Below are 23,532 nucleotides of genomic sequence, written 5' to 3' on the forward strand. Positions count from 1 at the left end.
ATCATTAAACAACACTAAACGCGACTACTCATCATCAACGGAGATGACGAACGATGACATGGGAATTCCAAGCAACGATCGCTGATGATATCCATCGCGTCGTCGATTCCGACGGTCGCAGTGCGTGGGGCGTCGTGCACAATGACTTCGATGCCGACGACCCCCGTGTTCTCGCCCTCACCGAGGTGGCTCTTCCGAGCGGCGCCCGATCCCTTCTCATCGTTCCCGCTTCGCCCGGTGGGCTCGTCCTCGACGTGATCCGCGCCTATCAGGGACTGACCGAGGCCGAGCTGTGCACCCTGTTCCTGGGCATCATCGAGGAGCTCACGACCTGCACACGGCCAGAGGATCGGCTCACTCTGTCCGCGTTCTCCCTCGACGCCCACGGTCGACCGGTCATCATTCCCGGGGTCTCGGCGCCCATGGCAACGACACCGCGCCGCGCCGTGGGAGAGATGATCTACCACGCCGTCTACGGGCGGCCGTGGGCCGAAGTGCTGCTTCCCGTCGAACTCGCGCTGTCCGAATCATCGTCGGCTCTGCGGTCGCTCGTCGCAAGTCTCCTGGACGATGCGGCGTCCGATATCGGCTTGGGCACTGCCCTCGCCGAGGCGGCCGATTCCCTGCGTACGCTCGACCGTCCCGCTGTGCTGCCGCTGGTGCCGGACGAGAGCGGAACGTCGCCGGAATCGGCTCTCACGGCTCGCTTGCGCGCGGCAACCGGGCTCCGACCGAATCGGCGGCCTGAGGAGAACAGCGGTTCGACGCTCAGCACACCGGCTCCGCCTCTGCGCGGGGGCGGAGTGTCTCCGCTGCGTGCCGAGGCGAAGAGCTCGCGACGTTCGAGACGCGATCGCCGACGCGCAGGCAGCCGAAAGGAGTGGATGGCACCGCTGCTGGGCTCCGTGGACTCCCTGTGGACCCGCCTGCGGGCGGTGGACCTGCATCGTGTGTTCGGTCGCGGCACCCTGCTCATCGGCCTCGCCGTGTGCCTGACGGTTCTCGGCGGAGTCGTCGTCTGGTTCTCATGGTCGTCCACCGCGGCGGTGAGCGGAGAAGAGGCGCCGTCCGCCGAGGGGGCGACCCGGCCGCCCGAAGCGACGTCGACGCCGAGCGCAGACGACGTGACCGCAGTTCTCGAGGAACTGTGTGAGTCACGGGCAACAGCTCTCAGCAATGGCGACGAGGCGGCTCTGAAGGCACTGACGGTGCCCGACTCGGCCGCCGCAGCAGCCGATGAGCTCATCGATCTCTCGGCGTATGCCGACTCCGACTATTCGATCGAAGTCGAGGACGTGGAGATCGTCGCCGCCGACGATGACCGGGTGGTCGCCTCGGCGCTCATGCGGTCGAGCGGAGGCACCGGGGCCGCCCTGGTGGAGTTCGCCGAGCAGACCGTCCAGTTCGAACTGCACAGAGTCGAGAGGACATGGCTCGTAGCGGAGGTCCGGGAGGCGACGACGCGGTGAATGGCCCGAGGGGCCGACCACGAATGGTCGGCCCCTCGATCAGGTGTGTCGGAGAGTCAGGCTCAGAGGTCGAGATCGGCCTCGAAGTTGCCTTCTTCCAGACGTGCCTTGATGGTCTGCAGGAATCGTCCTGCATCCGCACCGTCGACCAACTGGTGGTTGTAGGTCAACGGCAGGTACACCATGTCGCGAATCGCGATCGCCTCATCACCATCGGCCGTCTTCACGGCGATGGGACGGCGGACGATCGCGCCCGTGCCGATGATGCCCATCTGCGGCTGGTTGATGATCGGCGTGTCGAACAGCGCCCCCACGGAACCGATGTTGGTCACCGTGAAGGTACCGCCCGAAAGCTCGTCCGGCATGATCTTGTTGTTGCGTGTCCGGTCGGCGACATCGTCGATGGCCTTCGACAGACCTGCGACGCTGAGGTCACCGGCATCCTTGATCACGGGCACGAGCAGTCCGCGCGGGGTATCGACCGCGACGGCCAGGTGCTCGTGATCGAAGTAGGTGATCTGCTGCGACTCGAGATCGTACTGGGCGTTGACCTTCGGGTGCACCTGAAGCGCTTCGACGATGGCCTTGGCGAAGAACGGCAGGTAGGTCAGCTTCGAACCGTGCTTGGCCTGGAATGCCTCCTTATTGGCCTTGCGCAGCTTGACGACGCGAGACATATCCACTTCGATCACCTGCGTGAGCTGAGCGGAGACGTCGAGAGACTCGCTCATGCGCTTGGCGATGGTCTGGCGGATACGCGAAGCCTTCTCCGTGGTGCCGCGCAGCTTCGCAGCCTCCTCGGGGATCTCGACCTTGAACGGAGCCTTCGGAGCTCCGGCCGAAGCGCCCGACTGTGCCGCGGGAGCGGCAGCCGGGCCGTTCTTCGCGGCCGACTCGACATCCTGCTTGCGGATGCGTCCGCCCACTCCCGTGCCCGTGACCTGCGAGAGGTCGACACCCTTCTCGCGGGCCAGACGGCGCACGAGAGGAGTGACATAGGCAGCGTTCTCGCCGACGGTGTCGGCGGCGGCAGGGGCCTGTGCAGCTGCCTCCACCGGCTCTTCGGCCTGAGCGGCCGAGGCGGACTGCGCCGATGCGGTCGCGGCCGGCTTGGGAGCCGATTCCTGCTTCGGTGCCTCCTCCTTGGGGGCTTCCTGTTTCGGAGCCTCCTCGGCGGGAGCTTCCTCCTTCGGAGCCTTCTCGGAGGGGGCCTCCTCGGCGGGTGCTTCTTCCTTGGGCGCTTCCTCGGCCGGTGCGGATTCGGCCGGGGCACCGGAACCGATGCGAGCCAGAGGCGCGCCGACCTCGACGGTGTCGTCCTCTTCCGCCAAGTGAGCCTGAACGACTCCGGCCACGGGGGAGGGGACCTCGGTGTCGACCTTGTCGGTCGAGACCTCGAGGAGCGGTTCGTCGACCTCGACCTCTTCACCGACCTCCTTGAGCCAACGGGTCACGGTGCCTTCGGTGACGGACTCGCCGAGCGCGGGCATCGTGATCTCGGTGCCTTCGGAGGATCCGGAATCCGAAGCGGCAGGTGCCGACTCCTCGGCCGGTGCCTCTTCGGCCGCCGGTGCCTCTTCAGCGGGTGCCTCTTCAGCGGGTGCTTCTTCGGCCGGGGCCTCTGCAGGCTCCTCGGCAGGTTCCTCGGTCGGTGCCTCGTCGTCGGATGAAGCGCCGCTGCCGTCGCCGATGTAGGCGAGGTCGCCGCCGACCTCGACCACGTCATCTTCTTCGGCCAGGATCTTCTCGAGGGTGCCTGCGTAAGGGCTCGGGATCTCAGTGTCGACCTTGTCGGTCGACACCTCGAGCAACGGCTCGTCTACCTCGACTTCTTCGCCCACTTCCTTGAGCCAGCGAGTGACAGTGCCCTCGGTGACCGACTCTCCGAGAGCCGGCATCTGAACGGAATTCGACATGAGTATTCGTCTCCTCGGATCTTATGAGTGGAAGTGCAGGGGTTTGCCGGCCAGGGCCAGGTGGGCCTCGCCGAGTGCTTCGTTCTGCGTGGGGTGCGCGTGGATGAGCTGCGCGACTTCCTCGGGGAATGCTTCCCAATTGACGATGAGCTGAGCTTCACCGGCCTGCTCGGACAGGCGAGCACCGATTCCGTGCACGCCCACGACCGGACCGTCCTTCTCGCGGATGACCTTGATCAGGCCCGTGGTGCCCAGGATCACGGACTTGCCGTTGCCGCCGAGGTTGTACTCGAGCGATTCGACCTGGTCCTTGCCGTACTTCTCTTCCGCCTGAGCGGAGGACAGTCCGACGGAGAAGATCTCCGGTTCGCAGTACGTCACGCGCGGGATGCCCGATTCGACGACCGGTGCCGGGTTGAGGCCGGCGATCTCCTCGGCGATGAAGATGCCCTGGCCGAAGGCGCGGTGGGCCAGCTGGAGTCCGGGGACGATATCGCCGCAGGCATAGATGTTGCCGACGCCGGTGTGGAGACGTTCATTGGCGAGGACGAATCCGCGATCCATCGGGATGCCCTGCTCTTCGAAGCCGAAGCCCTCGGTGACCGGGCCGCGGCCGACGGCGACGAGGAGGTACTCCGCCTCGAGCGTCGAACCGTCTTCGAGAGTGACCTTGACACCGTCGGCAGTCTCTTCGACGCCCTTGAACATGACGCCGAGCTTGAACTTGATCTTGCGCTTCTTGAAGGCGCGCTCGAGGTTCTTCGAGATGGTCTCGTCCTCGTTGGCGACGAGGTGCTTGAGGCCCTCGACGATCGTGACGTCGGCTCCGAAGGAGTTCCAGACGCTGGCGAATTCGACGCCGATGACGCCGCCGCCGAGCACGATGGCCGAGCTCGGGACCTTGTTGAGCTGGAGAGCTTCGGTGCTCGTGATCACGCGCTCGGTGACCTCGAGACCGATGGTCTTCGAGGTCGAACCGGTCGAGAGCAGAACGTTCGTGCCCTTGACGGTGTGGTTGCCGTCTTCGCCGGTGACCTCGACAGTGTCTTTGCCGACGAGCTTGCCGGTGCCGAAGTAGGTGTCGATTCCGCGAGCCTTGACCAGACCCTGCAGACCCTTGTAATTGCGGGTGATGACCCCGTCCTTGTACTCGAGCACCTTGGCGATGTCGATCCCCTTGAACTCGGCTTCGATGCCGAAGGTCTCGGAGTTCTTGGCGGTGTCGGCGACTTCTGCGGCGTGCAGAAGAGCCTTCGTCGGCACGCAGCCACGGTGCAGGCAGGTGCCTCCCACCTTGTCGCGTTCGATCAAAGCGACCTTCATGTCGAGCTCTGCGGCTCGCAGAGCAGCGGCATAGCCACCGGTTCCGCCACCCAGAACGACAAGGTCGTAGGTCAATTCGTCACTCACGGATTTCTCCTCGTAGCTGTGAATAAGCCTGCAGTACGCAGCTTTCAGTCTTATCTTTCCACTTTTCTTGCGCGGGGCGAAGAAAAACGCTGTCTGATTGGACACAGGTGGGCATCATCACGTTCACCTCGACAGCGTGTAGAACCACCGTGCTCAGGCCTTCGCCTTCGCGATTTCGATGAGGGTGCGCACTGCGGCACCGGTCGCGGCCTTCGGTGTGTAGCCGAAGGGTGATGAACCGTTGAAGCTCGGTCCGGCGATGTCGATATGCGCCCAGTTCGCATCCTCTCCGACGAATTCGCGCAGGAACGCCGCAGCGGCGAGCATGCCGCCGGGGCGCGGTCCTGAGTTCGTGAGATCGGCGGCGGTGGAGTCGAACCCGGAGAGCATCTCCTCGGGGATCGGCATCGCCCACATCTGCTCACCGGCCACGGTCGCCGAGGCGATGACCTCTGCCCGTGCGGCTTCGGAGCCCATGACACCGGAGGTGCGTTCGCCGAGCGCGACGATCTGTGCACCGGTGAGTGTCGCCACATCGATGAGCAGATCCGGGTTCTCAGCGCCGGCATCGGTGAGCGCATCGGCGAGGACGAGTCGGCCCTCGGCGTCGGTGTTCGTGACCTCGACGGTCTTGCCGCTGCGCATCTTCAGCACATCGCTGGGGCGCTGTGCCGAAGACCCGGGCATGTTCTCCGCCATCGGCAGCCACGCGGTGACACGCACCGGAAGTTTGAGGTCGGCGATGCCGAAGAGCGCCTGCACGACGGCCGCGGAACCGGCCATGTCGGACTTCATGTCCTCCATGCTCTTCGCCGGCTTGAGTGAGATGCCGCCGGAATCGAAGGTGATTCCCTTGCCGACGAAGCTGAGATGGCGTTTGGCGCCGCGAGGCGCGTATTCGACCTTGACGAGGCGGGGTCCGCGAGTCGAACCTTGGCCGACGCCGATGATTCCTCCGTAGCCTCCGGCCTTGAGTTCCTTCTCGCCGAGCACTGTGACCTTGAGCTTGCGGTCCTTGGCCTGGTCCTTGACGATCTCGGCGTAGGACTCCGGGTAGAGATCCAGTGGGGGAGTGTTGACGAGATCGCGAGCTCTGTTCGTCGCGGCCGCGATCACTTCGCCGGCGTCATGGGCCGCGGCGAAGGTCTTGCCCTTGGGGCCGATGACGGTGATCTCGCCCGGGGTCCCGCCTTCGCTGCGGTAGTCGAGGAAACGGTAGGTTCCGAGTCCCGCGCCCACCGTGATCGCTTCGACCTCGGTCGGAGTGGCGGCCGGCAGGGCCAGTGCGATCGACTCGACACCGTCGAGTGCGCGCAGCGCGGCCCCCGCGCCGCGACGCAGCGTTTCAGCAGCTGCGGCGGCATCGGAGTCATCGGGATCGAAGTCGCCGAGTCCCACGAGCAGGACGGAGTCGGCGGCGACACCCTTCGGAGCTGGAACACGAGCGGTGGATCCGGCCTTTCCGCTGAATCCGATGGCGCGCGCGGCTTCGTCGAGGGCGGTCTTCGCCGTCTTCGCTCCTTCGAGCCCGAGGACCGTCGAGTCCGCTGCCGCCAGCACCAGAACAGAGGCGGTGGCCTTCACCGGTGAGGTCGTGGAGTAGCTGCTGAGGGTGGATGCACCAGCCATGAGTTCCCTTTCAGTCGTCTTTGAACGTTGATTCGATCCTAATGCCAAACACGCCGACTTGCTGAAGCAGTGAGTCGAGCGCCTGCTGAAGCGATGAGGGACTCTGACATATTCTTAGGTGCGTGTACTCATTGATCTTCAGACTCCTCTTCGTTCCCATGGATGCCGAACGGGCCCATCACCTCTCGTTCTCCGCGCTGCGCCTTCTTGACTCCGTTCCACTGCTCGGTCGCCTGCTCCGCGTCCTCTGTGCCCGCGGCACCGTCCGGCCCGCTCAGGTGATGGGTCTGCCCTTCCCCAACCGAGTGGGCCTGGCCGCAGGGTTCGATAAGAACGGCGTGGGGGTCCGTGCTCTGTCGTCATTGGGCTTCGGACATATCGAGGTCGGAACGATCACCGCCCACGCGCAGCCGGGCAATGATCGTCCGCGGTTATTCCGTCTGCGGAAGAATCTCGCCCTGCTCAATCGGATGGGGTTCAACAACGACGGAGCCCGGCAGGCATCGTTCAACATCGCCGCCGAACGGAGGAAGATCGAATCCCTCCCGCAGCGCCTGCGTCCCATCGTGGGCATCAACATCGGCAAGACGAAGGTCGTCGAGGCGGCCGACGCGGTGGCCGACTACGCCGCCTCGACCCGTGCGCTGGCTCCCTTGGCCGACTACCTCGTCATCAATGTCAGCTCACCGAACACTCCCGGTCTGCGCGACCTGCAGTCCGTGGGCAGCCTGGAGCCGATCATCACCGCCGTCCGCGACACCGCCGCCGAGGTGGTCGAGCGCCCGCGGTCGACGCTGGGTCATGTGCCCCTGCTGGTCAAGATCGCCCCGGATCTCGCCGACGAGGATGTGGCCGAGATCTGCGATCTCGCTCTGCGCACCGGCGTCGACGGACTCATCACGACGAACACGACGATCGATCGCGGTGTGCTGACCGGCGCCGAGGCGGAGTTCGCCGAAGGTCAGGCAGGCGGCATCTCCGGACGCCCCGTGGCCGAACGCTCACTCGAGGTGCTGCGTCTGGTCAAGAGGCACGTGGGCGACGAGCTCACCGTCATCTCCGTCGGCGGCGTCGCGGATGCGAAAGACGCCCGGGCTCGAGTGGCCGCGGGCGCCGATCTGGTTCAGTTCTATTCGGAGATGATCTACTCCGGTCCGTTCTTCCCCGGCCGCATCGCACGCGGCCTCGAGTCGAGCCGGCTGCTCACTCGGGGTACTGGCGGCGCTTGACCTGGGGCTTGGGCATGCGCAGCGGACGCAGCTGGATGCTGCGCATGACCGCGTAGAAGGTGATGCCCCGTTCGACCTCGCCGAACTTATTGCGCAGCCGGTTCTTGAGGATGTAGTTGAGCACGAACCCGTCGAGGACGATCAGTGCGATGAGACCCCAGACGGCGTAGGTGAAGTACTGCTGAATCTGCACCGGCTGCGTGAACGCGATGACGAGGATGAGGATCGCGGCTGGGATGAAGATCTCGCCGATCGAGAAGCGGGCATCGATGTAGTCGCGGATGTACCGGCGCTGCGGGCCTTTGTCACGACGGGTGAGGTATTTCTCCTCGCCGTTCATCATGCCGATGCGTGCGCGGTCGCGCTCCTGCCGCTGGTGCTCCTTGGCTTGTCTGTTCGCAACCTTGCGATCCTTGTTCACCAAGGGCTGACGGCGCGCAGACTCCTGTTGGCTGCGCTTGGGCGTGGGCCGTCCCTTCTTCGCCTCCGCTTCGCGACGGGCGTCGGCTTCTGCGGAGAGGTCGTCATGGACTGGCTGAGAGGCGGAGGTTTCGTCCTCCGCGCGAGATTTTTTGCTTCCGAACACGAGATGAATACTACCTTTGGAGAATGAGCGAATCGACTTCAGCACTTGACAGTGCACAATTGCATGCCGAACTGGACACCATCTTCGACGAGGTCCTCGGCGATCTCACGGATCTCGTCGCCATCCCCTCCGTCGCCTGGCCGAGCTTCGACGCCGCGAATGTCACGGCCAGCGCCGAGGCGGTCGCGGGCTTGGCGCGTCAGCTCGGCCTCGAGACGGAGGTCCTCACCGCGAAGCAGTCGGACGGCACTGACGGATACCCGGCCGTCGTCGCCTCCGTGCCGGCGCCGGAAGGCGCCCCGACCGTCCTCCTCTACGCTCATCACGATGTGCAACCGCCCGGACGCGCCGAGGATTGGGACACCGAACCCTTCGTCGCCACCCGGAGGGGCGACCGTATCTTCGGCCGTGGAGCCGCCGACGACAAGGCCGGGATCATGGTCCACCTCACGGCTCTGCGGCTACTGGCCGACCGCCTCGGTGTCGGTGTGACGCTCTTCTTCGAAGGTGAGGAAGAAGCCGGCAGCCCGAGCTTCCGCAATTTCCTCGAGACCTACCGGGACCGCCTGCGCGCCGATGTCATCGTCGTCGCCGATTCGGGCAACTGGGCTGCGGGGACTCCGGCCCTGACGACGAGCCTGCGCGGAATGTGCGCCGTCGAATTCGAGGTCTCCACCCTCGACCACGCCGTGCATTCGGGAATGTACGGGGGAGTGGCACCGGATGCGATGCTCGCGATGACGAAGCTGCTGGCCACCCTCCATGACGACAACGGCTCCGTCGCTGTCGCCGGCCTGCACTCGAGCACAGAGACGTCCATCGACTTCGACGAGGCGACGCTGCGAACAGACTCCGGGGTGCTCGCGGAAACCGAGCTCATCGGCGCGGGCACTTTGGCCTCCCGTCTGTGGACACAGCCGTCGATCACCGTCATCGGTCTCGACATTCCCGATGTGGCGGTCTCCTCGAATACCCTGCAGTCCTCCCTCAAGGCCAAGCTCTCGATCCGACTCGCGCCCGGGGACACCCCCGCCTCGGCGGTCCGGGCCGTCGAGGAGCATCTGCGCGCGCATCTGCCCTTCGGTGCGCAGCTGAGCATTGGGGAGACCGAGGGCGGAAGCCCCTGGCACGCCGATGAGAACGACCCTGTGGTCCGGACCGCCCGCCAGGCGCTCACCGACGCTTGGGGCACCGAATCGGTGACGATGGGCATCGGCGGATCGATCCCCTTCATCGCCGATCTGCTCGATGTGTTCCCCCGCGCATCGATCCTCGTCACGGGCGTCGAAGATCCCGACGCCAGGGCCCACAGCGCCAACGAATCGCTCTACCTGCCCGATTTCAAAGCCGCGATCGTCGCCGAAGCCCTGCTGCTGCAGCGCCTCGGCGACCACGGATGACACGAATGGGGAATAGCTTGCCGGGCACCGACGTTGTCACCGGTGTAGCCTGGGGACAGGAACGCGAAAAGGAGTAACCATGACTGTGACCGAAAAAGCAGAAGCCACCCACGAGGTGGAGCTGTCGTCGACCGCTGCCGACAAGGTCCGCAGCCTGCTGGAACAGGAAGGTCGTGACGACCTGCGCCTGCGCGTGGCTGTCCAGCCCGGCGGATGTTCCGGACTGATCTATCAGCTCTATTTCGATGAGCGCTTCCTCGACGGAGACGCGGTCCGCGACTTCGACGGCGTCGAGGTCATCGTCGACCGGATGAGCGTTCCCTACCTCAGCGGTTCGACCATCGACTTCTCCGACACCATCGAGAAGCAGGGCTTCACCATCGACAACCCCAACGCCGGCGGATCCTGCGCCTGCGGAGACTCGTTCCACTGATCAGCTTCGGCTGAGGAGGAGCGCTTCTCATGGACCTGGAGGATCTGCGTGCCGTGTCGTCCACGGCAACGCAGCCCCAGGTCCTTTTGTCGTATCGGGCCGGGCTCTTCCCGATGGGAGTCGGCCACGGGGGCACCGGGCGGATGGGGTGGTGGGCTCCACGACGACGTGGAGTTCTGTTTCCCGGTGACCTGCGCGTGACGAAGAGCCTACGCAAATCGATGAAGCACTTCACCTTCACCACCAACCGGGCCTTCATGCACGTCATCCGCTCGTGTGCCGACCCACGGCGGACGGGCAGCTGGATCACCGAGGAGATGATCGAGCTCTACCAGGGCCTCCACGACGACGGGTGGGCGCATTCGGTCGAGGTCTGGAACGACGATGAGCTTGTCGGCGGTCTCTACGGAGTCGCCATCGGTTCGTTCTTCGCCGGCGAATCGATGTTCCACACTCAGCGCGACGCCTCGAAGGCCGCGCTGGCCCACCTCGTCGGGCTCTTCGACGGAACCGACGTCGTCAGCGGAGAAAGCCGGTCCACCTCGGCGGATGCGGATACGGGACCGGGGGACTGGCTCATCGACACCCAGTGGCAGACATCACACCTCGCCACCCTCGGCGTGTCGGAGATCAGCGGACTGGAGTACTCCGCGCACCTAGATTCCGCGCTCAGGGGCAGTGTCTGTCAGCATATTCTCAACAAATGAACATCTGCAGGTGAATTTCTACCGCGTGTAGCGGTAGTCTTGTGAGTGACAGAGTAAGTACACGTCTCTCGGCCTGACCTGGAGACGCAGAACGTTGTGAAAGGCTGCACGTGGATTCTCCGAATCAGTCAGGACCGCAGCGGTCCTGGGCGAAGCGGCTCGGCATTCTGAGCGCCGTGTTGATACCGGCGTTGCTATCGGGTTGCACTAAAGAGCAGATCGCCACAGGATTTTTTCCCGTCGAATCGCAAGGCGCGACGAACCACACTGATGCCTATACAGCGCTGTGGAACGGCGGCTGGATCGCCCTTCTCATCGTGGGCCTCATCGTGTGGGGACTCATCCTGTGGGCCATGGTCGCCTACCGCCGCCGCAAGAACGATCGCGGACTGCCGGTGCAGATGCGCTACAGCATGCCGATCGAAATCCTCTTCACGGTGACTCCGGTCGTCCTCGTCCTCGGCTTCTTCTTCCAGAACGTCCAGGTCATGGAGAAGACGACGGATGACTCGACCCCCGGCGAGCAGGTCATCGAGGTCGCTGCCAAGCAGTGGGCCTGGGACTTCAACTATGAGACCGAAGACGTCTACTACGCCGGCACTCAGGTTGCCCTCGACGGCACCGAAGCCCCCGAGAAGACCGCTCCCGTCCTCTACCTCCCCGTCGACACCGACCTGGAGATCCGCCTGCACTCCCGCGACGTCCTCCACTCCTTCTGGGTTCCCGCCTTCCTCGAAAAGCGCGATATGATCCCCGGCCACGATCAGAGCCTGCATCTGCGTGCCGAGAAGGAAGGCGAGTACGTCGGCAAGTGTGCCGAGCTGTGCGGTGAGTACCACTCGGAGATGCTTTTCAACGTCAAGGTCGTGTCCAAGGAAGAATTCCAGGAGTACACGCAGTCGCTTGCCGATCAGGGCAACACAGGCCAGCTGGGACCGGAGTACGATCGCAACTGGTACCCGAAAGAAGGTGCTGAGAAATGACCGCCACGATGGATCAGGCGGCTCTTGATGCTCCGGTAGTTCCACGGAGCAAGGGCAAGATCATCGTCGACTGGATCACGTCGACGGACCATAAGACGATCGGGTACATGTACCTCATCGGTTCGTTCTTCTTCTTCTGCGTCGGCGGTGTGATGGCGCTCATCATCCGCCTCGAGCTCTTCGAGCCCGGAATGCAGATCGTTGAGACCAAGGAACAGTACAACCAGCTGTTCACCATGCACGGCACATTGATGCTGCTGATGTTCGCCACCCCGCTGTTCGCCGGCTTCGCCAACGTCATCATGCCGTTGCAGATCGGCGCTCCGGACGTGGCGTTCCCGCGGCTGAATGCCTTCGCCTTCTGGATGTACCTCTTCGGCAGCCTCGTGGCCATCTCCGGATTCCTCACCCCTCAGGGTGCGGCATCCTTCGGCTGGACCGCCTACGCGCCATTGAGCAATACGACGTTCACACCGGGCGCCGGTGGTAACTTGTGGGTCCTCGGACTCGCCCTGCAGGGCTTCGGAACCATCCTCGGCTCCGTCAACTTCATCACCACTGTGATCACCATGCGCGCCCCGGGCATGACCATGTTCCGCATGCCGATCTTCACCTGGAACGTCCTGGTCACCGGCATCCTCGTGCTCATGGCCTTCCAGCCTCTGGCTGCTGCGCTGCTGGTGCTCGGTTCCGACCGTGTCCTCGGTTCCCATGTGTTCAGTCCGGGCAACGGCGGACCGATACTCTGGCAGCACCTGTTCTGGTTCTTCGGCCACCCGGAGGTCTATGTCATTGCGCTGCCGTTCTTCGGCATCGTCACAGAGATCTTCCCGGTGTTCAGCCGCAAGCCGGTCTTCGGCTACAAGGAACTCGTCTTCGCGACAGTCGCCATCGCTGCTCTGTCGGTGACCGTGTGGGCCCACCACATGTACGTCACGGGCGTCGTGGCACTGCCGTTCTTCGCGTTCATGACGATGCTCATCGCGATTCCGACAGGTGTGAAGTTCTTCAACTGGATCGGCACGATGTGGAGAGGCTCGATCACATTCGAGACGCCCATCGTGTGGTCGATCGGCTTCCTCGCAACGTTCCTCTTCGGCGGTCTGACCGGAGTCATCCTGGCCAGCCCGGCTCTCGACCAGCATGTGTCCGACACCTACTTCGTCGTGGCGCACTTCCACTACGTCGTCTTCGGCACCGTCGTGTTCGCGATGTTCGCCGGATTCTACTTCTGGTGGCCGAAGTGGACGGGCAAGATGCTCAACGAGAAGCTCGGACACATCCACTTCTGGATGCTGTTCATCGGCTTCCACGGAACCTTCCTTGTCCAGCACTGGCTGGGTGTCGACGGAATGCCGCGTCGTTACGCCGACTACCTGCCGCAGGACGGCTTCACCTGGATGAACCAGGTGTCGACGGTCGGTTCGCTGCTGCTGGGTCTGTCCATGGTTCCGTTCTTCTGGAACGTGTGGATCACCCACCGCAATGCGCCCAAGGTGACGGTCGACGATCCGTGGGGCTACGGAGGATCGCTCGAATGGGCAACCTCGTGCCCGCCCCCGCGTCACAACTTCACCTCGTTGCCGCGGATCCGCTCCGAACGTCCTGCCTTCGACCTCAACCACCCCGAGTTGCTTGAGTACAGCGGGCATGGTCAGGCAGAACCCCAGCTCACAGGAGACAACGCCAAATGAAGTCATCGATCTACGTCTTCAACCTCTGCGGCCTGTTCTTCATCGCAGTCGGAGTCTTCTACGGCTTCTTCACCGACTTCACCGAGCTCGTCGGATTCCCGGCGCTGCTCCTCGTCGGACTGATGGCCCTGATGATCGGCGTCTACCTCTGGCTGACGGATCGACGCGTCGGTCGTCAGCCTCAGGACAACGACGACGCCGAGATCTCCGACGCCGATGCCGACTACGGTATGTTCAGCCCGTGGAGCTGGTGGCCGATCGTCAGCGCAGGAGCCGCAGCCGTCGCATTCTACGGAATCGCCATGGGTTGGTGGATCTTCCCGTTCGGTGTCGTGCTCGGCATCATCGCTCTGGTCGGACTCACCTACGAACACGATCGCGGCGATTTCGCCCACTGATTCAGTGTTCTGATCGCGCAGCCACTGTGGCCCGGACTCAAGTCGAGTCCGGGCCACAGTGCTATTCACCGGCAGCGGACAAACCGACACAGGTGGACAGCTAGACATCGGGGGCGCGATCTCCGATCCCCTGTCGGGGCCGGAGTGGCTGACGGACGCTCACGTGGTCCCCTGCGACCCCATAGGTACCTCCACAGGGTCACACTTCGGCCGTTCGCAGCCGGAGCAAGCGGCGGACTGCTCTTCCGGAGCAAGCTGCCGACTGCTGTTTGGTCTAGGTTGTTCTGAACTCACCACTTTCTTCGGTGCGCATTTGAGAACATTCAGTATCAATTCGACAGAGCAGACCGCGACGAAGGTGCCATTGTGCCGACGCAATCGCCAAGAGCGACATCAGGTCCACGACGGTTCGCGGCGAGCGTCCACGGGGGCGGACGCAGACGCAGCCGGAGGCGGCTCAAGGCTGAAGAAAGCCATGGTGACACCCTTTCGCTGGCCACGATGCGGCGGTGAGTCGCTGTACCGCTCAGCTCATTCTCTTTCTGCCAAGCGTGGTGAGCCTTGATCGGCAGTCGCGACTTTCAGAGCAGCTATGAGGCGCCAGGCAACGGGGCAGGGGAGAGGCAGATTCCACGTCTGGGCACCGCTGAACGCACGCCCGTCTGCGTGCTGGGGACGCCAGGAGGCGAACGGAGCAGTACGTTCAAAAGCTTCCTGCAGGCCCGTCAGCGGTCGTCGGCAGTTCGTGCTCGGCCAGAGCATTTTGAGAGGCGGGACGTGGCTCTCATAGCCTTCGGCGGGTGTTCCGATTCGCGGAGAACCGGATCGGATCGACACGGGACGATTTCGATCGGGGCGGCAGCGGCTCAATCCAGGAGGTACTGCCCCAGGCGAGCAGGTGCTGAGACCGACAGGGTCAGGTGCAGATCTCCACATCAGGAGGCGGTGGACGGAGTACGCGACGGGGAGTGACGAGTGACCGCCTCTTCTGTGAATGGAGCGAGGGGCTCAGCAGTTGAACTGCTGAGCCCCTCGTATGTGGCTTGTCGGACCTGTCAGTGTCCGAGTTCCTTGTTGTTCGAACCCTCGACAGCGTCGTGGTCGTGGTGCGAAGCTTCGAGCTCCTGCTTCGTCACCGGAGCCACACGATCTTCGAAGAAGAAGCGAGACAGACGTGCACGCAGCTTCTCCATCCCCGTGATCTTGCCCTCGGCATTCGGCTCGGCCGGTACATAGGTCGGCGACTCGAACGCGGTGATCTTCCACAGCTTGTGCGGGGGAAGAGCCTCGTGGCGTTCGAGGAACTCACCGTGGGGCAGACGGATGATATGAGCCGTCTCCCGTCCGTGCAGAGCGATCTCACGATCCTTGCGCTGAAGTGCGAGGCACATGCGCTTGGTGATGATGTAGCCGATGATCGGTCCGAAGAAGAACAGGAATCGGAAGATGTAGATCATGTCGTTGAGCGACATCTGGAAGAACACTGCGATGATGTCACCCGATGCTGCCGCCCACATATTGCAGTAGAAGATGATTCCTGCAACGCCGATGGCTGTACGAGTCGGGTTGTTGCGCGGACGATCGAGGATGTGGTGCTCCCGATGGTCCTTCTGCAGCCACGCCTCGAAGAACGGGTAGATGAACATGACAGCGAACACGCCGCCCATGACGACCACGGCACTGTTGATGTTGAACGAGATCGGCCATCCGAAGATGTAGAACTCGAACCAGCCCGGAACGATGCGGAGGAACCCATCGGCCCAGCCGATGTACCAGTCGGGCTGGGTACCGGCCGAGACCGGGGAGGGGTCGTACGGACCGTAGTTCCAGATCGGGTTGATCGTGAACAGCGCCGAGATGAGCGAGAGCAAACCGAAGATGAGGAAGAAGAATCCTCCGCCCTTGGCCGCGAAGGTCGGCAGAACAGGTTCTCCGACGACGTTCTTCTCTGTGTTTCCTGCACCCGGGTACTGGGTGTGCTTGTGCACGACGACGAACATCAGGTGGATGCCGATGAGCGCGATGAGCAGAGCCGGCACGATCATGATGTGCAGGGTGTAGAGACGGGCCACGATGTCGATGCCCGGGAATTCGCCTCCGAAGAGGAAGAACGAGATATAGGTTCCGACGAGCGGCAGCGACTTCAGGATGCCGTCGATGATTCGCAGGCCGTTGCCTGAGAGCAGGTCATCGGGGAGCGAGTAGCCGGTGAAGCCGGCAGCCATGCCCATGATGACGAGCAGAACACCGACGACCCAGTTGAGCTCGCGCGGACGGCGGAAGGCACCGGTGAAGAACACACGGAGCATGTGGACGCTCAATGCGGCGACGAAGAGCAGCGCGCCCCAGTGGTGCATCTGTCGGATGAACAGGCCGCCGCGGATCTCCAGGGAGATCGCGAGTGTCGAGTCATAGGCTTCGGAGATCTCGACGCCGCGCAGCGGCAGCCAGGGTCCGTCATAGTGCAGTTCGCCCATGGCCGGCTGGAAGAAGAACGTGAGGAACGTTCCGGACAGAACGACGATGATGAAGCTGTAGAGAGCAACCTCGCCGAGCATGAACGACCAGTGGGAGGGGAAGATCTTGCGACCGAACTCGCGCACGAGGACAGATGCCCCGACGCGGGTTTCGGCGAAGTTCGCCGCCTTCCCGATGGTGGTGGTTGGCTGTGTAGTACTCATGGGTGGTTGATCTCCCAGAACGTAGGTCCGACAGGCTCAGGGAAGTCCGACTGGGCAACCAGGTAGCCTTCGCTGTCCACGGTGATGGGCAGCTGAGGAAGCGGTCGTTTGGCCGGGCCGAAGATGACCTTGCAGTGTTCCGTCACGTCGAAGGTCGACTGGTGGCAGGGGCACAGCAGGTGATGCGTCTGGTGCTCGTACAGTGCGACGGGGCAGCCGACGTGGGTGCAGATCTTCGAGTAGGCGACGATTCCGTCGTGCGACCAGTCCTTGCGATCCGGATCCTCTTTGAGTTCCTTGGGATCGATGCGCATGAGAAGCACGGCCGCTTTGGCCTTCTCGTTCAGCGGGTGCTCGCTGGCCTCCTCGTCGCCGATGCCCGAGGGCAGGACGTGGTAGGCCGAGCCGATTGTGACTTCGTCAGCCTTGATCGGACGTTCGGAATCCACCGAGGGGATTCCGCCGACGTCGCGGATGAGGCGAGTGCCTTTCTGCCAGAGCGTGTTGAACATCTTGTCGCCCGGCAGCGGACCGAGGTCGCGGAAGACGAGGACTGCGGGCAGCGGAGCGATCGCCAGAGCGGCGATGAGCGTATTGCGCAGCAGGGGACGGCGGGCGATGCCCGACTCTTCCTTGGCCTGGTGGAGGATCTCGAGCGCAATCGCCTGATCCTCTTCGCTGCCGCCGATGTCATGGCGTTCGTCGATGCCCTCGTGATCGCTCATGAGGTTCTTGGCCCAGAGCACAGCACCGAAGCCGATGGAGAACATCGCGACAGCGGCGCCGAGGCCGACGAACATGTTGTGAAGGCGGATGCTCTGCATCGATTCGCCCGGGGTGAACAGGAAGTACGCCACGATGAACCAGATGGTTCCGATCATCGAGAGGATGAACCAGGCGGCGACCTGTCGTTCGGCGACCTTCTCGGCGCGTGGGTCCGAGTCGGCCAGGCGCGGTTTGTGCTCGGGCAGACCTGGGTTCGTGAACCCGTTCAACTCCTCGAGCTGGCTGCCGCCGCCGGAGTGCTCTTTCGAGGTCATTGAATTCCCCGTCTATTCTCGTAATTGATGGTGAACGACACTGTCAGACTCACTTGGCCCTGGATGACAGCCACACTGTCAGTCCGATGACGGCAGCAAGTCCGAAGAACCAGATGAACAGGCCCTCTGCCACTGGACCCAGCGATCCGAGCTTGAATCCGCCGGGGGAGGGGTTGTCCGAGACTTCCTTGACATAGGCGATGACATCGCGCTTGTCCTCGGGAGTCAGGTTCGCGTCGTTGAAGATCGGCATGTTCTGCGGGCCGGTCTGCATCGCTTCGTAGAGGTGCTTCTCAGAGACTTCGGACAGGTTCGGAGCGTACTTGCCGCGGGTCAGAGCACCACCGGAGCCGACCACGTTGTGGCACATGGCGCAGTTGGTGCGGAACAGACCGCCGCCGGCGGCGGGGTCACCCTTCGAAGCATCGAGGTACTCGTCTTCGGGAACTGCCGGCCCGGGGCCGAGCGAAGCGACGTAGGCAGCGAGCTGAGCGGTCTGCTCTTCGTCGAACTGCGGTTCCTTGACGCGAGCCTGCGGGCCGTTGGCCTGCAGCGGCATGCGTCCGGTGCCGACCTGGAAGTCCACTGCAGCGGCGCCGACGCCGATGAGGCCTGGACCGGCCTTCGAGCCTTCGGCGTTCATGCCGTGACAGGTGGCGCAGTTTGCCGCGAAGAGTTTCTTGCCTTCTTCGATATCAGAGGCGCTGGCTGTGTCCGCCTTGGCGCTCGAAGTCTGCGTGAAGAGTGCATAGGCTCCGCCGGTCAGCAGCAGTCCCACGAGAAGCAGCGCAACCAGCGCCATGGGATGTCTGCGGCGATCTGCTAGAAGCTTCACTTGATCGTCCTTTGCTTGAAGTGTTGTGAGTCCTGGGGGCCGAGCATCTCGGGCCGGCTACTGGAGCAGGTAGATGACGCCGAACAGACCGATCCAGACGACATCGACGAAGTGCCAGTAGTAGGACACGCAGATTGCGAATGTGGCTTCATGGTGACCGAACTTCTTCGCTCCGTAGGCGCGTCCGATGACGAGCAGGAAGCAGATGAGTCCGATGGTCACGTGAATGCCGTGGAAGCCCGTGGTCAGGTAGAAGACGGAACCGTAGCCGTCGGAGCTGATCGAGATGCCCTCGCTGACGAGGGTCGCGTACTCCATGACCTGACCGGAGACGAAGATCGCGCCCAGGGCGAAGGTGAGGTAGAACCACTCGACCATTCCCCATTTGGCGATGTTGAACAGCGAGCCGGTCCGCCGGGGGCGGAACCGCTCGGCAGCGAACACGCCGATCTGGCAGGTGAACGAAGACGACACCAGGATCAGCGTGTTGCCGAGAGCGTAGGGGATGTCGAGGATCTGGGTCCTCGCCTCCCACAGCTCCGGAACAACGGACCGGACGGTGAAGTACATGGCGAAGAGCGCGGCAAAGAACATCAGGTCGCTCGCGAGGAACACGATGAAGCCCACCGTGGTCACATTCGGACGATTGACAACCGGATGTGCTGGCGCTGTTTGAGATGCAGTGGCAGTTGACACAACCCCATTATTACCCGTCTCGGGGTGAGTTTTCATCTTTTACCCAGGTTTCGAGAAAGAAATTTCTACACGACGTAGCAAATACCGCGATCTGGTGCCGAAATCTCGTTTCGGAAGCCGCTTCCGCCCGCGTGTCGAAGTCGCGATAGTATGCCGCAGGTAAGGTCCGCCCTGAGCTTCGGGGCGGCGGCAGCCCCTAGTGAGAGTTCAGACGGATGACCGATTCCACGCCCATGACCACCCCGGCAGCGCAAGCTTCCGAGGCTCGCACCACGGTTCCTGCGGCCGCTGAGAACTGGCCGGATCTGCTCATGGCTCTCATGCACCAGCAGGACCTCGACGGTGACCAGGCGGCCTGGGCGATGGATCAGATCATGTCGGGCAAGACCCCCGATGTGACAATGGCCGCATTTCTCGCCGCGCATCATACGAAGGGCGAGACCGTCGAGGAGATCGCCGGTCTCGTGGCGGCGATGATGGACCACGCCGTTCCCCTGCCGGGGCTCGAAGACTCCGTCGATATCGTCGGCACCGGAGGCGACCGCGCGAAGACAGCGAACATCTCTTCGACCGCGGCCATGATCATCTCTGCGACGGGCCAGCGGGTCGTCAAGCACGGCAACCGCGCGACATCCTCGGCGTCGGGATCGGCCGATGTGCTCGAAGCCCTTGGCGTGCGGTTCGACATCACACCCGAACAGACCGGTCAGATCGCCCAAGAGGTCGGACTGGCCTTCTGCTTCGCCAACGTGTTCCACCCGTCGATGCAGTTCGTCGCTGCAGTGCGGCGCCAGATCAACGTCCCCACCGCGTTCAACATCCTCGGCCCCCTGACGAACCCGGCCCGGGCCAGGCACACGGCCATCGGCGTCGCCGATGCCCAGATGGCCCCGCTCGTCGTCGGCACGCTGGCCAAGCGCGGTCACCAGGCCGTGGTGTTCCGGTCACGTGATGGTCTCGACGAGCTGAGCAACACCGACGTCAACGATGTGTGGGAAGTCCGTCACGGCGAGATCGAACACACGACGTTCGACGCCCTCGACCTCGGCATCGAGCGGGCGACGAAGGACGATCTGCGCGGCGGCGGCCCGAATGAGAACGCGACCATCACCCGCGCGGTCCTCGACGGCGAACGATCGGCAGTGCGCGACATCGTGGCCATCAACGCCGCGGCGGCTCTCGTCGCCGCCGACGAATCGGCTGTGGGCACCTTCACGGAGCGCTTGGCCCTCAAACTCGAAACTGCGGTCGAGACGATCGACAACGGGGGCGGCGCGGACAAGCTCCAGCAGCTCATCGACGTCTCACACAGAGTCGCTGAGACGAATCGTTCCTGAGCTGTGTGCATGGCTGGTCGCTCCCTGACGGGGCAGCGACCAGCCATGATCGCCTGCGGGCGTCACAGAGACGAGCTCGGCGGTCTCAAGCCAGCCGGCCAGCAGACGCGACTCCTCCGGGAGGGAGTCGGTCTCCTGCGGCAGCGCTCCGGGGGCAGGGACCCATTCGGCCGTCGAACTCAGCGCCGACAGGGAATCTCCCATGGCCTGCCTGGTCGACACATGGCCGGCGCCGGCGAGTTTCCCGTGGCGGATGATCGCCAGGTCCCAGCCGGAGTCGAAGCCGGGAGCCGCCGCAATCAGTTCGGGAACTCTCCGCAGGGCCGTCACCTGTTCGGCTCGCGCCGCGATGGACACTGCCGAGCGCATTGAGTCACGGACCTCGGCGGCCGTTTCGAACCGGGCCTCTCCTGACAGTCGCCGCATCCGCTCAGCGGCCAAGCGCTGCAGTGAGGACAGGTCCCCATCGAGCAGAGCGAAGAGCTCGCGGATCGAGTTCCGGTAGTCATCGACATCGGTGGTCCCCGCGCAGGGCCCGCCGCACTGACCGACCTGTGCACTCACACAGGGGCGATGTTCGCCGAGGCTGCGCTGCGTGATCGCTGCCGTGCACCTCTTGACAGGGTAGAGGGTGTCGAGGAGTTCCTTGACGGCCTGTGCCGACTTCCGCGAACGGAACGGTCCCAGCGGCGGAGCGGGGGAGCGTTCGAGCGCCGAGTTCGCCCGGACCACCGACAGTCGGGGGAAGAGCTCATCGCTGAGGACGATCCAGGAATTGCGTTCCGGGTTCTTCGACCGTCGGTTGTACGGCGGCGCCAACTCTCCGATCAGGCGGATCTCGCGGACTTCGGCTTCCAGCGCGTGGGCGCAGGGCAGGCAGCTGACCTCCTGTGCCGCGGTGATCATCTCGGCCATGCGGCCACGGTTCTCCGAGGCGTTGAAGTATCCGCGCACTCGCCTGGCCATATTTCCGGACTTGCCGATGTAGAGCACACGGCGAGTGCCGTCGAGGAACATGTAGACGCCGGGCTCCGCGGGAACGCCCTTGGCCAGATGGGATTTGGCCTGTCGCTTCGCCCACCCCGACTGTCTGACGGTCGACAGCTCCTCCAGCGTCGTCACTCCGTAGCCGCCGAATCGTTCGAACAGAAGGTGGAGGAGCTCGCCGGTCGCTCGCGCATCGGAGAGCGCACGGTGATCGGGCTCGACCTGGGTGCCGAAATGAGCGGCGAGCGTCGAGAGTTTGTGGTTGCGCACTTCGTCGCGGCCGACGACGCGACGGGCCAGTGTGACGGTATCGAGGACTGTGGGCGCCGGCCAATGGTAGTCGAGACGTTCGCAGGCCGAGCGGAGGAATCCGATGTCGAAGGGCGCATTGTGTGCGACCAGCACGGCACCGACGGAGAATTCCAGGAAACTCGGCAGAACCGAGCTGATCGGAGGTGCGTCATCGACCATCGCATGAGTGATGCCGGTGAGCCGGGCGACGAATGGGCTGATCACGGAGTGTTCCGGTTTGACCAGGGTCTGGAACTCGCCGATGACCTCGCCGCCGAGAGTCTTGACCGCGCCGATCTCGGTGATCTCCGATTGCCCGGCTCGAGTGCCTGTCGTTTCGAGGTCGACGATGACGAAGGTGACGTCGGACAGGGGAGTTCCGAGGCTGTCGAATGACAGCTGAGTGTTGTGCAGTGCGCTGGGCGCGCGGTCGAACGGGACGGTCATGATGTTCAGTGTCTCAGGTGTCGCTGACACGAAGCGGTCAGCATCGCTCACACCGAGGAGCCGTCGCCGTCGTCGGCGGAACGATGGCTCGGCAGGTGGAAGAACAGACCGACCGCGCCGCCGATGCCGACGGCCAGGCCGATGAGCAGGTACCACCCGGGCAGCGGTCGGAAGAAGATCACGCCGATGAGCAGGAGCACGACCGCGCCGAGCGCCGCGGCCCAGGACAGCACGAGAGTGGGCGAAGCGGTGCGCCACCCGATCGGCTCCGCCGGTTCGCGCTCCCAATGCTCGGTGTCCTCGAGGGCGTCGCGAACATCCTCGGCGGGCATATCACCCGTCGTCGCCGAGGGTTCGGCGATCTGCCGGACGAGGTCGTCCCATTCTTCGTCGCTGATGCGCGATCGGTCGTGCCCGATCCTCTCCGGATCGGGAACCTCCCCTCGCCAGTCCTCCCGGCCCTCGTCGTCGGGAGTCGAAGCGGTGCCGTCGTCGTTCATACCTGAATCAGCAATTCCGTGGCCCCAGCTATTCCCCGGTCTCGGACTGTCGTGGCACGGTCGTTTCGGTGGAGACCGCCTGCAGGACCGCCTCGGCGATGGTGTTCGCGTCGAAATCGAGGGTCGCCACATGGCGGGATCGGCGGAGGGCGACGATCCTCGGCGGGTGCGGAAGGTTCGATCGCAGGGCACGCAGCGTCCGCGGACTCACGACATTGTCCTCACCGGAGACCATGGCAGTGACGGGGCGGGTGACTTTCCACAGATCGTCGCGCAGGGTCCGCAGTGCACGATGGAACGTGGCCAGGGGAGCCACCGGCGTCCGTTCGTAGGCGTACTCGTCGCGGTCCGGGTGGGCGATGTCGCCGCCGATCGACGGGATCGTGCGCACGACGTGCCTGAGCACCGGCAGCAGGGGAGCGAAGGGAGAGTCGATGTAGAGGGCAGGATTGACCACGACGATCTCGTCGGGCGCACCCTCTGCCGCCGCCAGGGCGAGTGCCAGGGCTCCACCCATCGACAGACCGGCGACGACGACACGCTCGTGGTCGGCCTGCACCCGACCCAGCTCGGTGCGCGCCTCGCCGAGCCAGTCGGACCACCCCGTAGCGTCCATGTCCTGCCATGAGGTGCCGTGCCCGGGCAGCTGGGGGACGCTGACGTCGACGCCCTCCGCCGCGATCGCGCGGGCGATCGGCACCCAGGAGACGGGCGAGCCGGTGAGTCCGTGCAGGAAGAGAACCGCGGAGGCTGAACCGCTGTCAAGACTGCGATAAGCGGCCGTCGGATCCGCCCCGAGTGTGAAATCGATCTCCATGCTCCCAGCATGGCACGGATGAGGCCACGACGGACTTCGCTGTTCAC

20 protein-coding genes are annotated in these 23,532 nt (G+C 64.0%); 9 read left to right on the plus strand and 11 right to left on the minus strand.

Features of this window, described 5'->3' with window-relative positions; genetic code table 11:
* The first annotated feature begins 53 nt into the window (after positions 1-53).
* On the plus strand, positions 54-1,469 hold the full coding sequence (locus tag AC3CD9_RS05525; RefSeq protein WP_488366697.1) for a hypothetical protein: 1,416 nt from the start codon (positions 54-56) through the stop codon (positions 1,467-1,469).
* Positions 1,470-1,531: 62 nt separating this feature from the next.
* Here AC3CD9_RS05525 and sucB read toward each other — a convergent pair whose 3' ends face one another.
* The 3 genes from sucB to AC3CD9_RS05540 all read right to left on the minus strand — a co-directional run bounded on the left by sucB (position 1,532) and on the right by AC3CD9_RS05540 (position 6,424).
* Complete coding sequence (sucB, locus tag AC3CD9_RS05530; RefSeq protein ID WP_488366698.1) at positions 1,532-3,385, minus strand: 2-oxoglutarate dehydrogenase, E2 component, dihydrolipoamide succinyltransferase; 1,854 nt, start codon at positions 3,383-3,385, stop codon at positions 1,532-1,534.
* Between the two features lie 21 nt (positions 3,386-3,406).
* Entirely contained in the window at positions 3,407-4,795 is a 1,389-nt protein-coding gene (gene lpdA, locus AC3CD9_RS05535; RefSeq protein ID WP_488366700.1) for a dihydrolipoyl dehydrogenase, read from the minus strand.
* A 153-nt stretch (positions 4,796-4,948) separates the two neighbouring features.
* Entirely contained in the window at positions 4,949-6,424 is a 1,476-nt protein-coding gene (locus tag AC3CD9_RS05540) for a leucyl aminopeptidase (RefSeq protein WP_488366702.1), read from the minus strand.
* A gap of 122 nt (positions 6,425-6,546) precedes the next feature.
* Here AC3CD9_RS05540 and AC3CD9_RS05545 point away from each other — a divergent pair, with 122 nt between their 5' ends.
* A complete protein-coding gene (locus tag AC3CD9_RS05545) occupies positions 6,547-7,653 on the plus strand; it encodes a quinone-dependent dihydroorotate dehydrogenase (RefSeq protein ID WP_488366703.1) in 1,107 nt (368 codons plus the stop codon).
* Here AC3CD9_RS05545 and AC3CD9_RS05550 read toward each other — a convergent pair.
* Positions 7,628-8,239, minus strand: a complete 612-nt coding sequence (locus AC3CD9_RS05550) for a DUF3043 domain-containing protein (protein WP_488366704.1) — start codon at positions 8,237-8,239, stop codon at positions 7,628-7,630. The genes AC3CD9_RS05545 and AC3CD9_RS05550 overlap by 26 nt on opposite strands.
* A gap of 23 nt (positions 8,240-8,262) precedes the next feature.
* Here AC3CD9_RS05550 and AC3CD9_RS05555 point away from each other — a divergent pair, with 23 nt between their 5' ends.
* The 6 genes from AC3CD9_RS05555 (at position 8,263) to AC3CD9_RS05580 (ending at position 13,854) form a co-directional block, all read left to right on the plus strand.
* Entirely contained in the window at positions 8,263-9,639 is a 1,377-nt protein-coding gene (locus AC3CD9_RS05555) for a M20/M25/M40 family metallo-hydrolase (RefSeq protein ID WP_488366705.1), read from the plus strand.
* Positions 9,640-9,718: 79 nt separating this feature from the next.
* Entirely contained in the window at positions 9,719-10,072 is a 354-nt protein-coding gene (locus AC3CD9_RS05560) for a HesB/IscA family protein (protein ID WP_025778316.1), read from the plus strand.
* A gap of 29 nt (positions 10,073-10,101) precedes the next feature.
* A complete protein-coding gene (gene aat / locus AC3CD9_RS05565; protein ID WP_488366706.1) occupies positions 10,102-10,779 on the plus strand; it encodes a leucyl/phenylalanyl-tRNA--protein transferase in 678 nt (225 codons plus the stop codon).
* A 110-nt stretch (positions 10,780-10,889) separates the two neighbouring features.
* A complete protein-coding gene (ctaC, locus tag AC3CD9_RS05570; RefSeq protein WP_139467187.1) occupies positions 10,890-11,762 on the plus strand; it encodes an aa3-type cytochrome oxidase subunit II in 873 nt (290 codons plus the stop codon).
* Complete coding sequence (gene ctaD / locus AC3CD9_RS05575) at positions 11,759-13,456, plus strand: aa3-type cytochrome oxidase subunit I (RefSeq protein WP_139467188.1); 1,698 nt, start codon at positions 11,759-11,761, stop codon at positions 13,454-13,456. Before ctaC ends, ctaD begins: the two co-directional genes overlap by 4 nt.
* The gene (locus AC3CD9_RS05580) at positions 13,453-13,854 is read left to right on the plus strand and encodes a cytochrome c oxidase subunit 4 (protein WP_488366707.1); all 402 of its coding nucleotides are present in this window, start codon (positions 13,453-13,455) and stop codon (positions 13,852-13,854) included. The genes ctaD and AC3CD9_RS05580 overlap by 4 nt, the downstream gene beginning before the upstream one ends.
* Positions 13,855-14,909: 1,055 nt before the next feature.
* Here AC3CD9_RS05580 and qcrB read toward each other — a convergent pair.
* Genes qcrB through ctaE form a run of 4 tightly spaced genes read right to left on the minus strand, consistent with a single transcriptional unit; the run spans position 14,910 to position 19,142 of the window.
* The gene (gene qcrB / locus AC3CD9_RS05585; RefSeq protein ID WP_488366708.1) at positions 14,910-16,535 is read right to left on the minus strand and encodes a cytochrome bc1 complex cytochrome b subunit; all 1,626 of its coding nucleotides are present in this window, start codon (positions 16,533-16,535) and stop codon (positions 14,910-14,912) included.
* The gene (qcrA, locus tag AC3CD9_RS05590) at positions 16,532-17,575 is read right to left on the minus strand and encodes a cytochrome bc1 complex Rieske iron-sulfur subunit (protein ID WP_139467191.1); all 1,044 of its coding nucleotides are present in this window, start codon (positions 17,573-17,575) and stop codon (positions 16,532-16,534) included. Before qcrA ends, qcrB begins: the two co-directional genes overlap by 4 nt.
* A 49-nt stretch (positions 17,576-17,624) precedes the next feature.
* Positions 17,625-18,410: a cytochrome bc1 complex diheme cytochrome c subunit gene (gene qcrC / locus AC3CD9_RS05595; protein ID WP_139467192.1), complete on the minus strand. Its 786-nt coding sequence runs from the start codon at positions 18,408-18,410 to the stop codon at positions 17,625-17,627.
* 57 nt (positions 18,411-18,467) lie between these two features.
* Positions 18,468-19,142: an aa3-type cytochrome oxidase subunit III gene (ctaE, locus tag AC3CD9_RS05600; RefSeq protein WP_172169436.1), complete on the minus strand. Its 675-nt coding sequence runs from the start codon at positions 19,140-19,142 to the stop codon at positions 18,468-18,470.
* Positions 19,143-19,339: 197 nt separating this feature from the next.
* Here ctaE and trpD point away from each other — a divergent pair, with 197 nt between their 5' ends.
* Entirely contained in the window at positions 19,340-20,443 is a 1,104-nt protein-coding gene (trpD, locus tag AC3CD9_RS05605) for an anthranilate phosphoribosyltransferase (RefSeq protein WP_488367506.1), read from the plus strand.
* Here the strand turns inward: trpD and AC3CD9_RS05610 are convergent.
* Genes AC3CD9_RS05610 through AC3CD9_RS05620 form a run of 3 tightly spaced genes read right to left on the minus strand, consistent with a single transcriptional unit; the run spans position 20,411 to position 23,485 of the window.
* The gene (locus AC3CD9_RS05610; RefSeq protein ID WP_488366709.1) at positions 20,411-22,168 is read right to left on the minus strand and encodes a DEDD exonuclease domain-containing protein; all 1,758 of its coding nucleotides are present in this window, start codon (positions 22,166-22,168) and stop codon (positions 20,411-20,413) included. The genes trpD and AC3CD9_RS05610 overlap by 33 nt on opposite strands.
* Before the next feature lie 47 nt (positions 22,169-22,215).
* The gene (locus AC3CD9_RS05615) at positions 22,216-22,668 is read right to left on the minus strand and encodes a YiaA/YiaB family inner membrane protein (RefSeq protein WP_139467195.1); all 453 of its coding nucleotides are present in this window, start codon (positions 22,666-22,668) and stop codon (positions 22,216-22,218) included.
* A gap of 28 nt (positions 22,669-22,696) precedes the next feature.
* A complete protein-coding gene (locus tag AC3CD9_RS05620) occupies positions 22,697-23,485 on the minus strand; it encodes an alpha/beta hydrolase (protein ID WP_488366710.1) in 789 nt (262 codons plus the stop codon).
* Positions 23,486-23,532: the final 47 nt, after the last annotated feature.

It is taken from the genome of Brevibacterium sp. MGP-B1 (assembly GCF_057766545.1).

Excerpts from the sequence above, each read along its gene's own strand:
- ctaE (WP_172169436.1), bottom strand. The coding sequence starts at position 19,142 with ATGAAAACTCACCCCGAGACGGGTAATAATGGGGTTGTGTCAACTGCC.
- AC3CD9_RS05540 (WP_488366702.1), bottom strand. The coding sequence starts at position 6,424 with ATGGCTGGTGCATCCACCCTCAGCAGCTACTCCACGACCTCACCGGTG.
- AC3CD9_RS05610 (WP_488366709.1), bottom strand. The coding sequence starts at position 22,168 with ATGACCGTCCCGTTCGACCGCGCGCCCAGCGCACTGCACAACACTCAG.
- ctaD (WP_139467188.1), top strand. The coding sequence starts at position 11,759 with ATGACCGCCACGATGGATCAGGCGGCTCTTGATGCTCCGGTAGTTCCA.
- AC3CD9_RS05525 (WP_488366697.1), top strand. The coding sequence starts at position 54 with ATGACATGGGAATTCCAAGCAACGATCGCTGATGATATCCATCGCGTC.
- AC3CD9_RS05615 (WP_139467195.1), bottom strand. The coding sequence starts at position 22,668 with ATGAACGACGACGGCACCGCTTCGACTCCCGACGACGAGGGCCGGGAG.
- AC3CD9_RS05555 (WP_488366705.1), top strand. The coding sequence starts at position 8,263 with ATGAGCGAATCGACTTCAGCACTTGACAGTGCACAATTGCATGCCGAA.
- trpD (WP_488367506.1), top strand. The coding sequence starts at position 19,340 with ATGACCACCCCGGCAGCGCAAGCTTCCGAGGCTCGCACCACGGTTCCT.
- sucB (WP_488366698.1), bottom strand. The coding sequence starts at position 3,385 with ATGTCGAATTCCGTTCAGATGCCGGCTCTCGGAGAGTCGGTCACCGAG.
- qcrA (WP_139467191.1), bottom strand. The coding sequence starts at position 17,575 with ATGACCTCGAAAGAGCACTCCGGCGGCGGCAGCCAGCTCGAGGAGTTG.
- aat (WP_488366706.1), top strand. The coding sequence starts at position 10,102 with ATGGACCTGGAGGATCTGCGTGCCGTGTCGTCCACGGCAACGCAGCCC.
- AC3CD9_RS05580 (WP_488366707.1), top strand. The coding sequence starts at position 13,453 with ATGAAGTCATCGATCTACGTCTTCAACCTCTGCGGCCTGTTCTTCATC.
- qcrB (WP_488366708.1), bottom strand. The coding sequence starts at position 16,535 with ATGAGTACTACACAGCCAACCACCACCATCGGGAAGGCGGCGAACTTC.
- AC3CD9_RS05560 (WP_025778316.1), top strand. The coding sequence starts at position 9,719 with ATGACTGTGACCGAAAAAGCAGAAGCCACCCACGAGGTGGAGCTGTCG.
- AC3CD9_RS05620 (WP_488366710.1), bottom strand. The coding sequence starts at position 23,485 with ATGGAGATCGATTTCACACTCGGGGCGGATCCGACGGCCGCTTATCGC.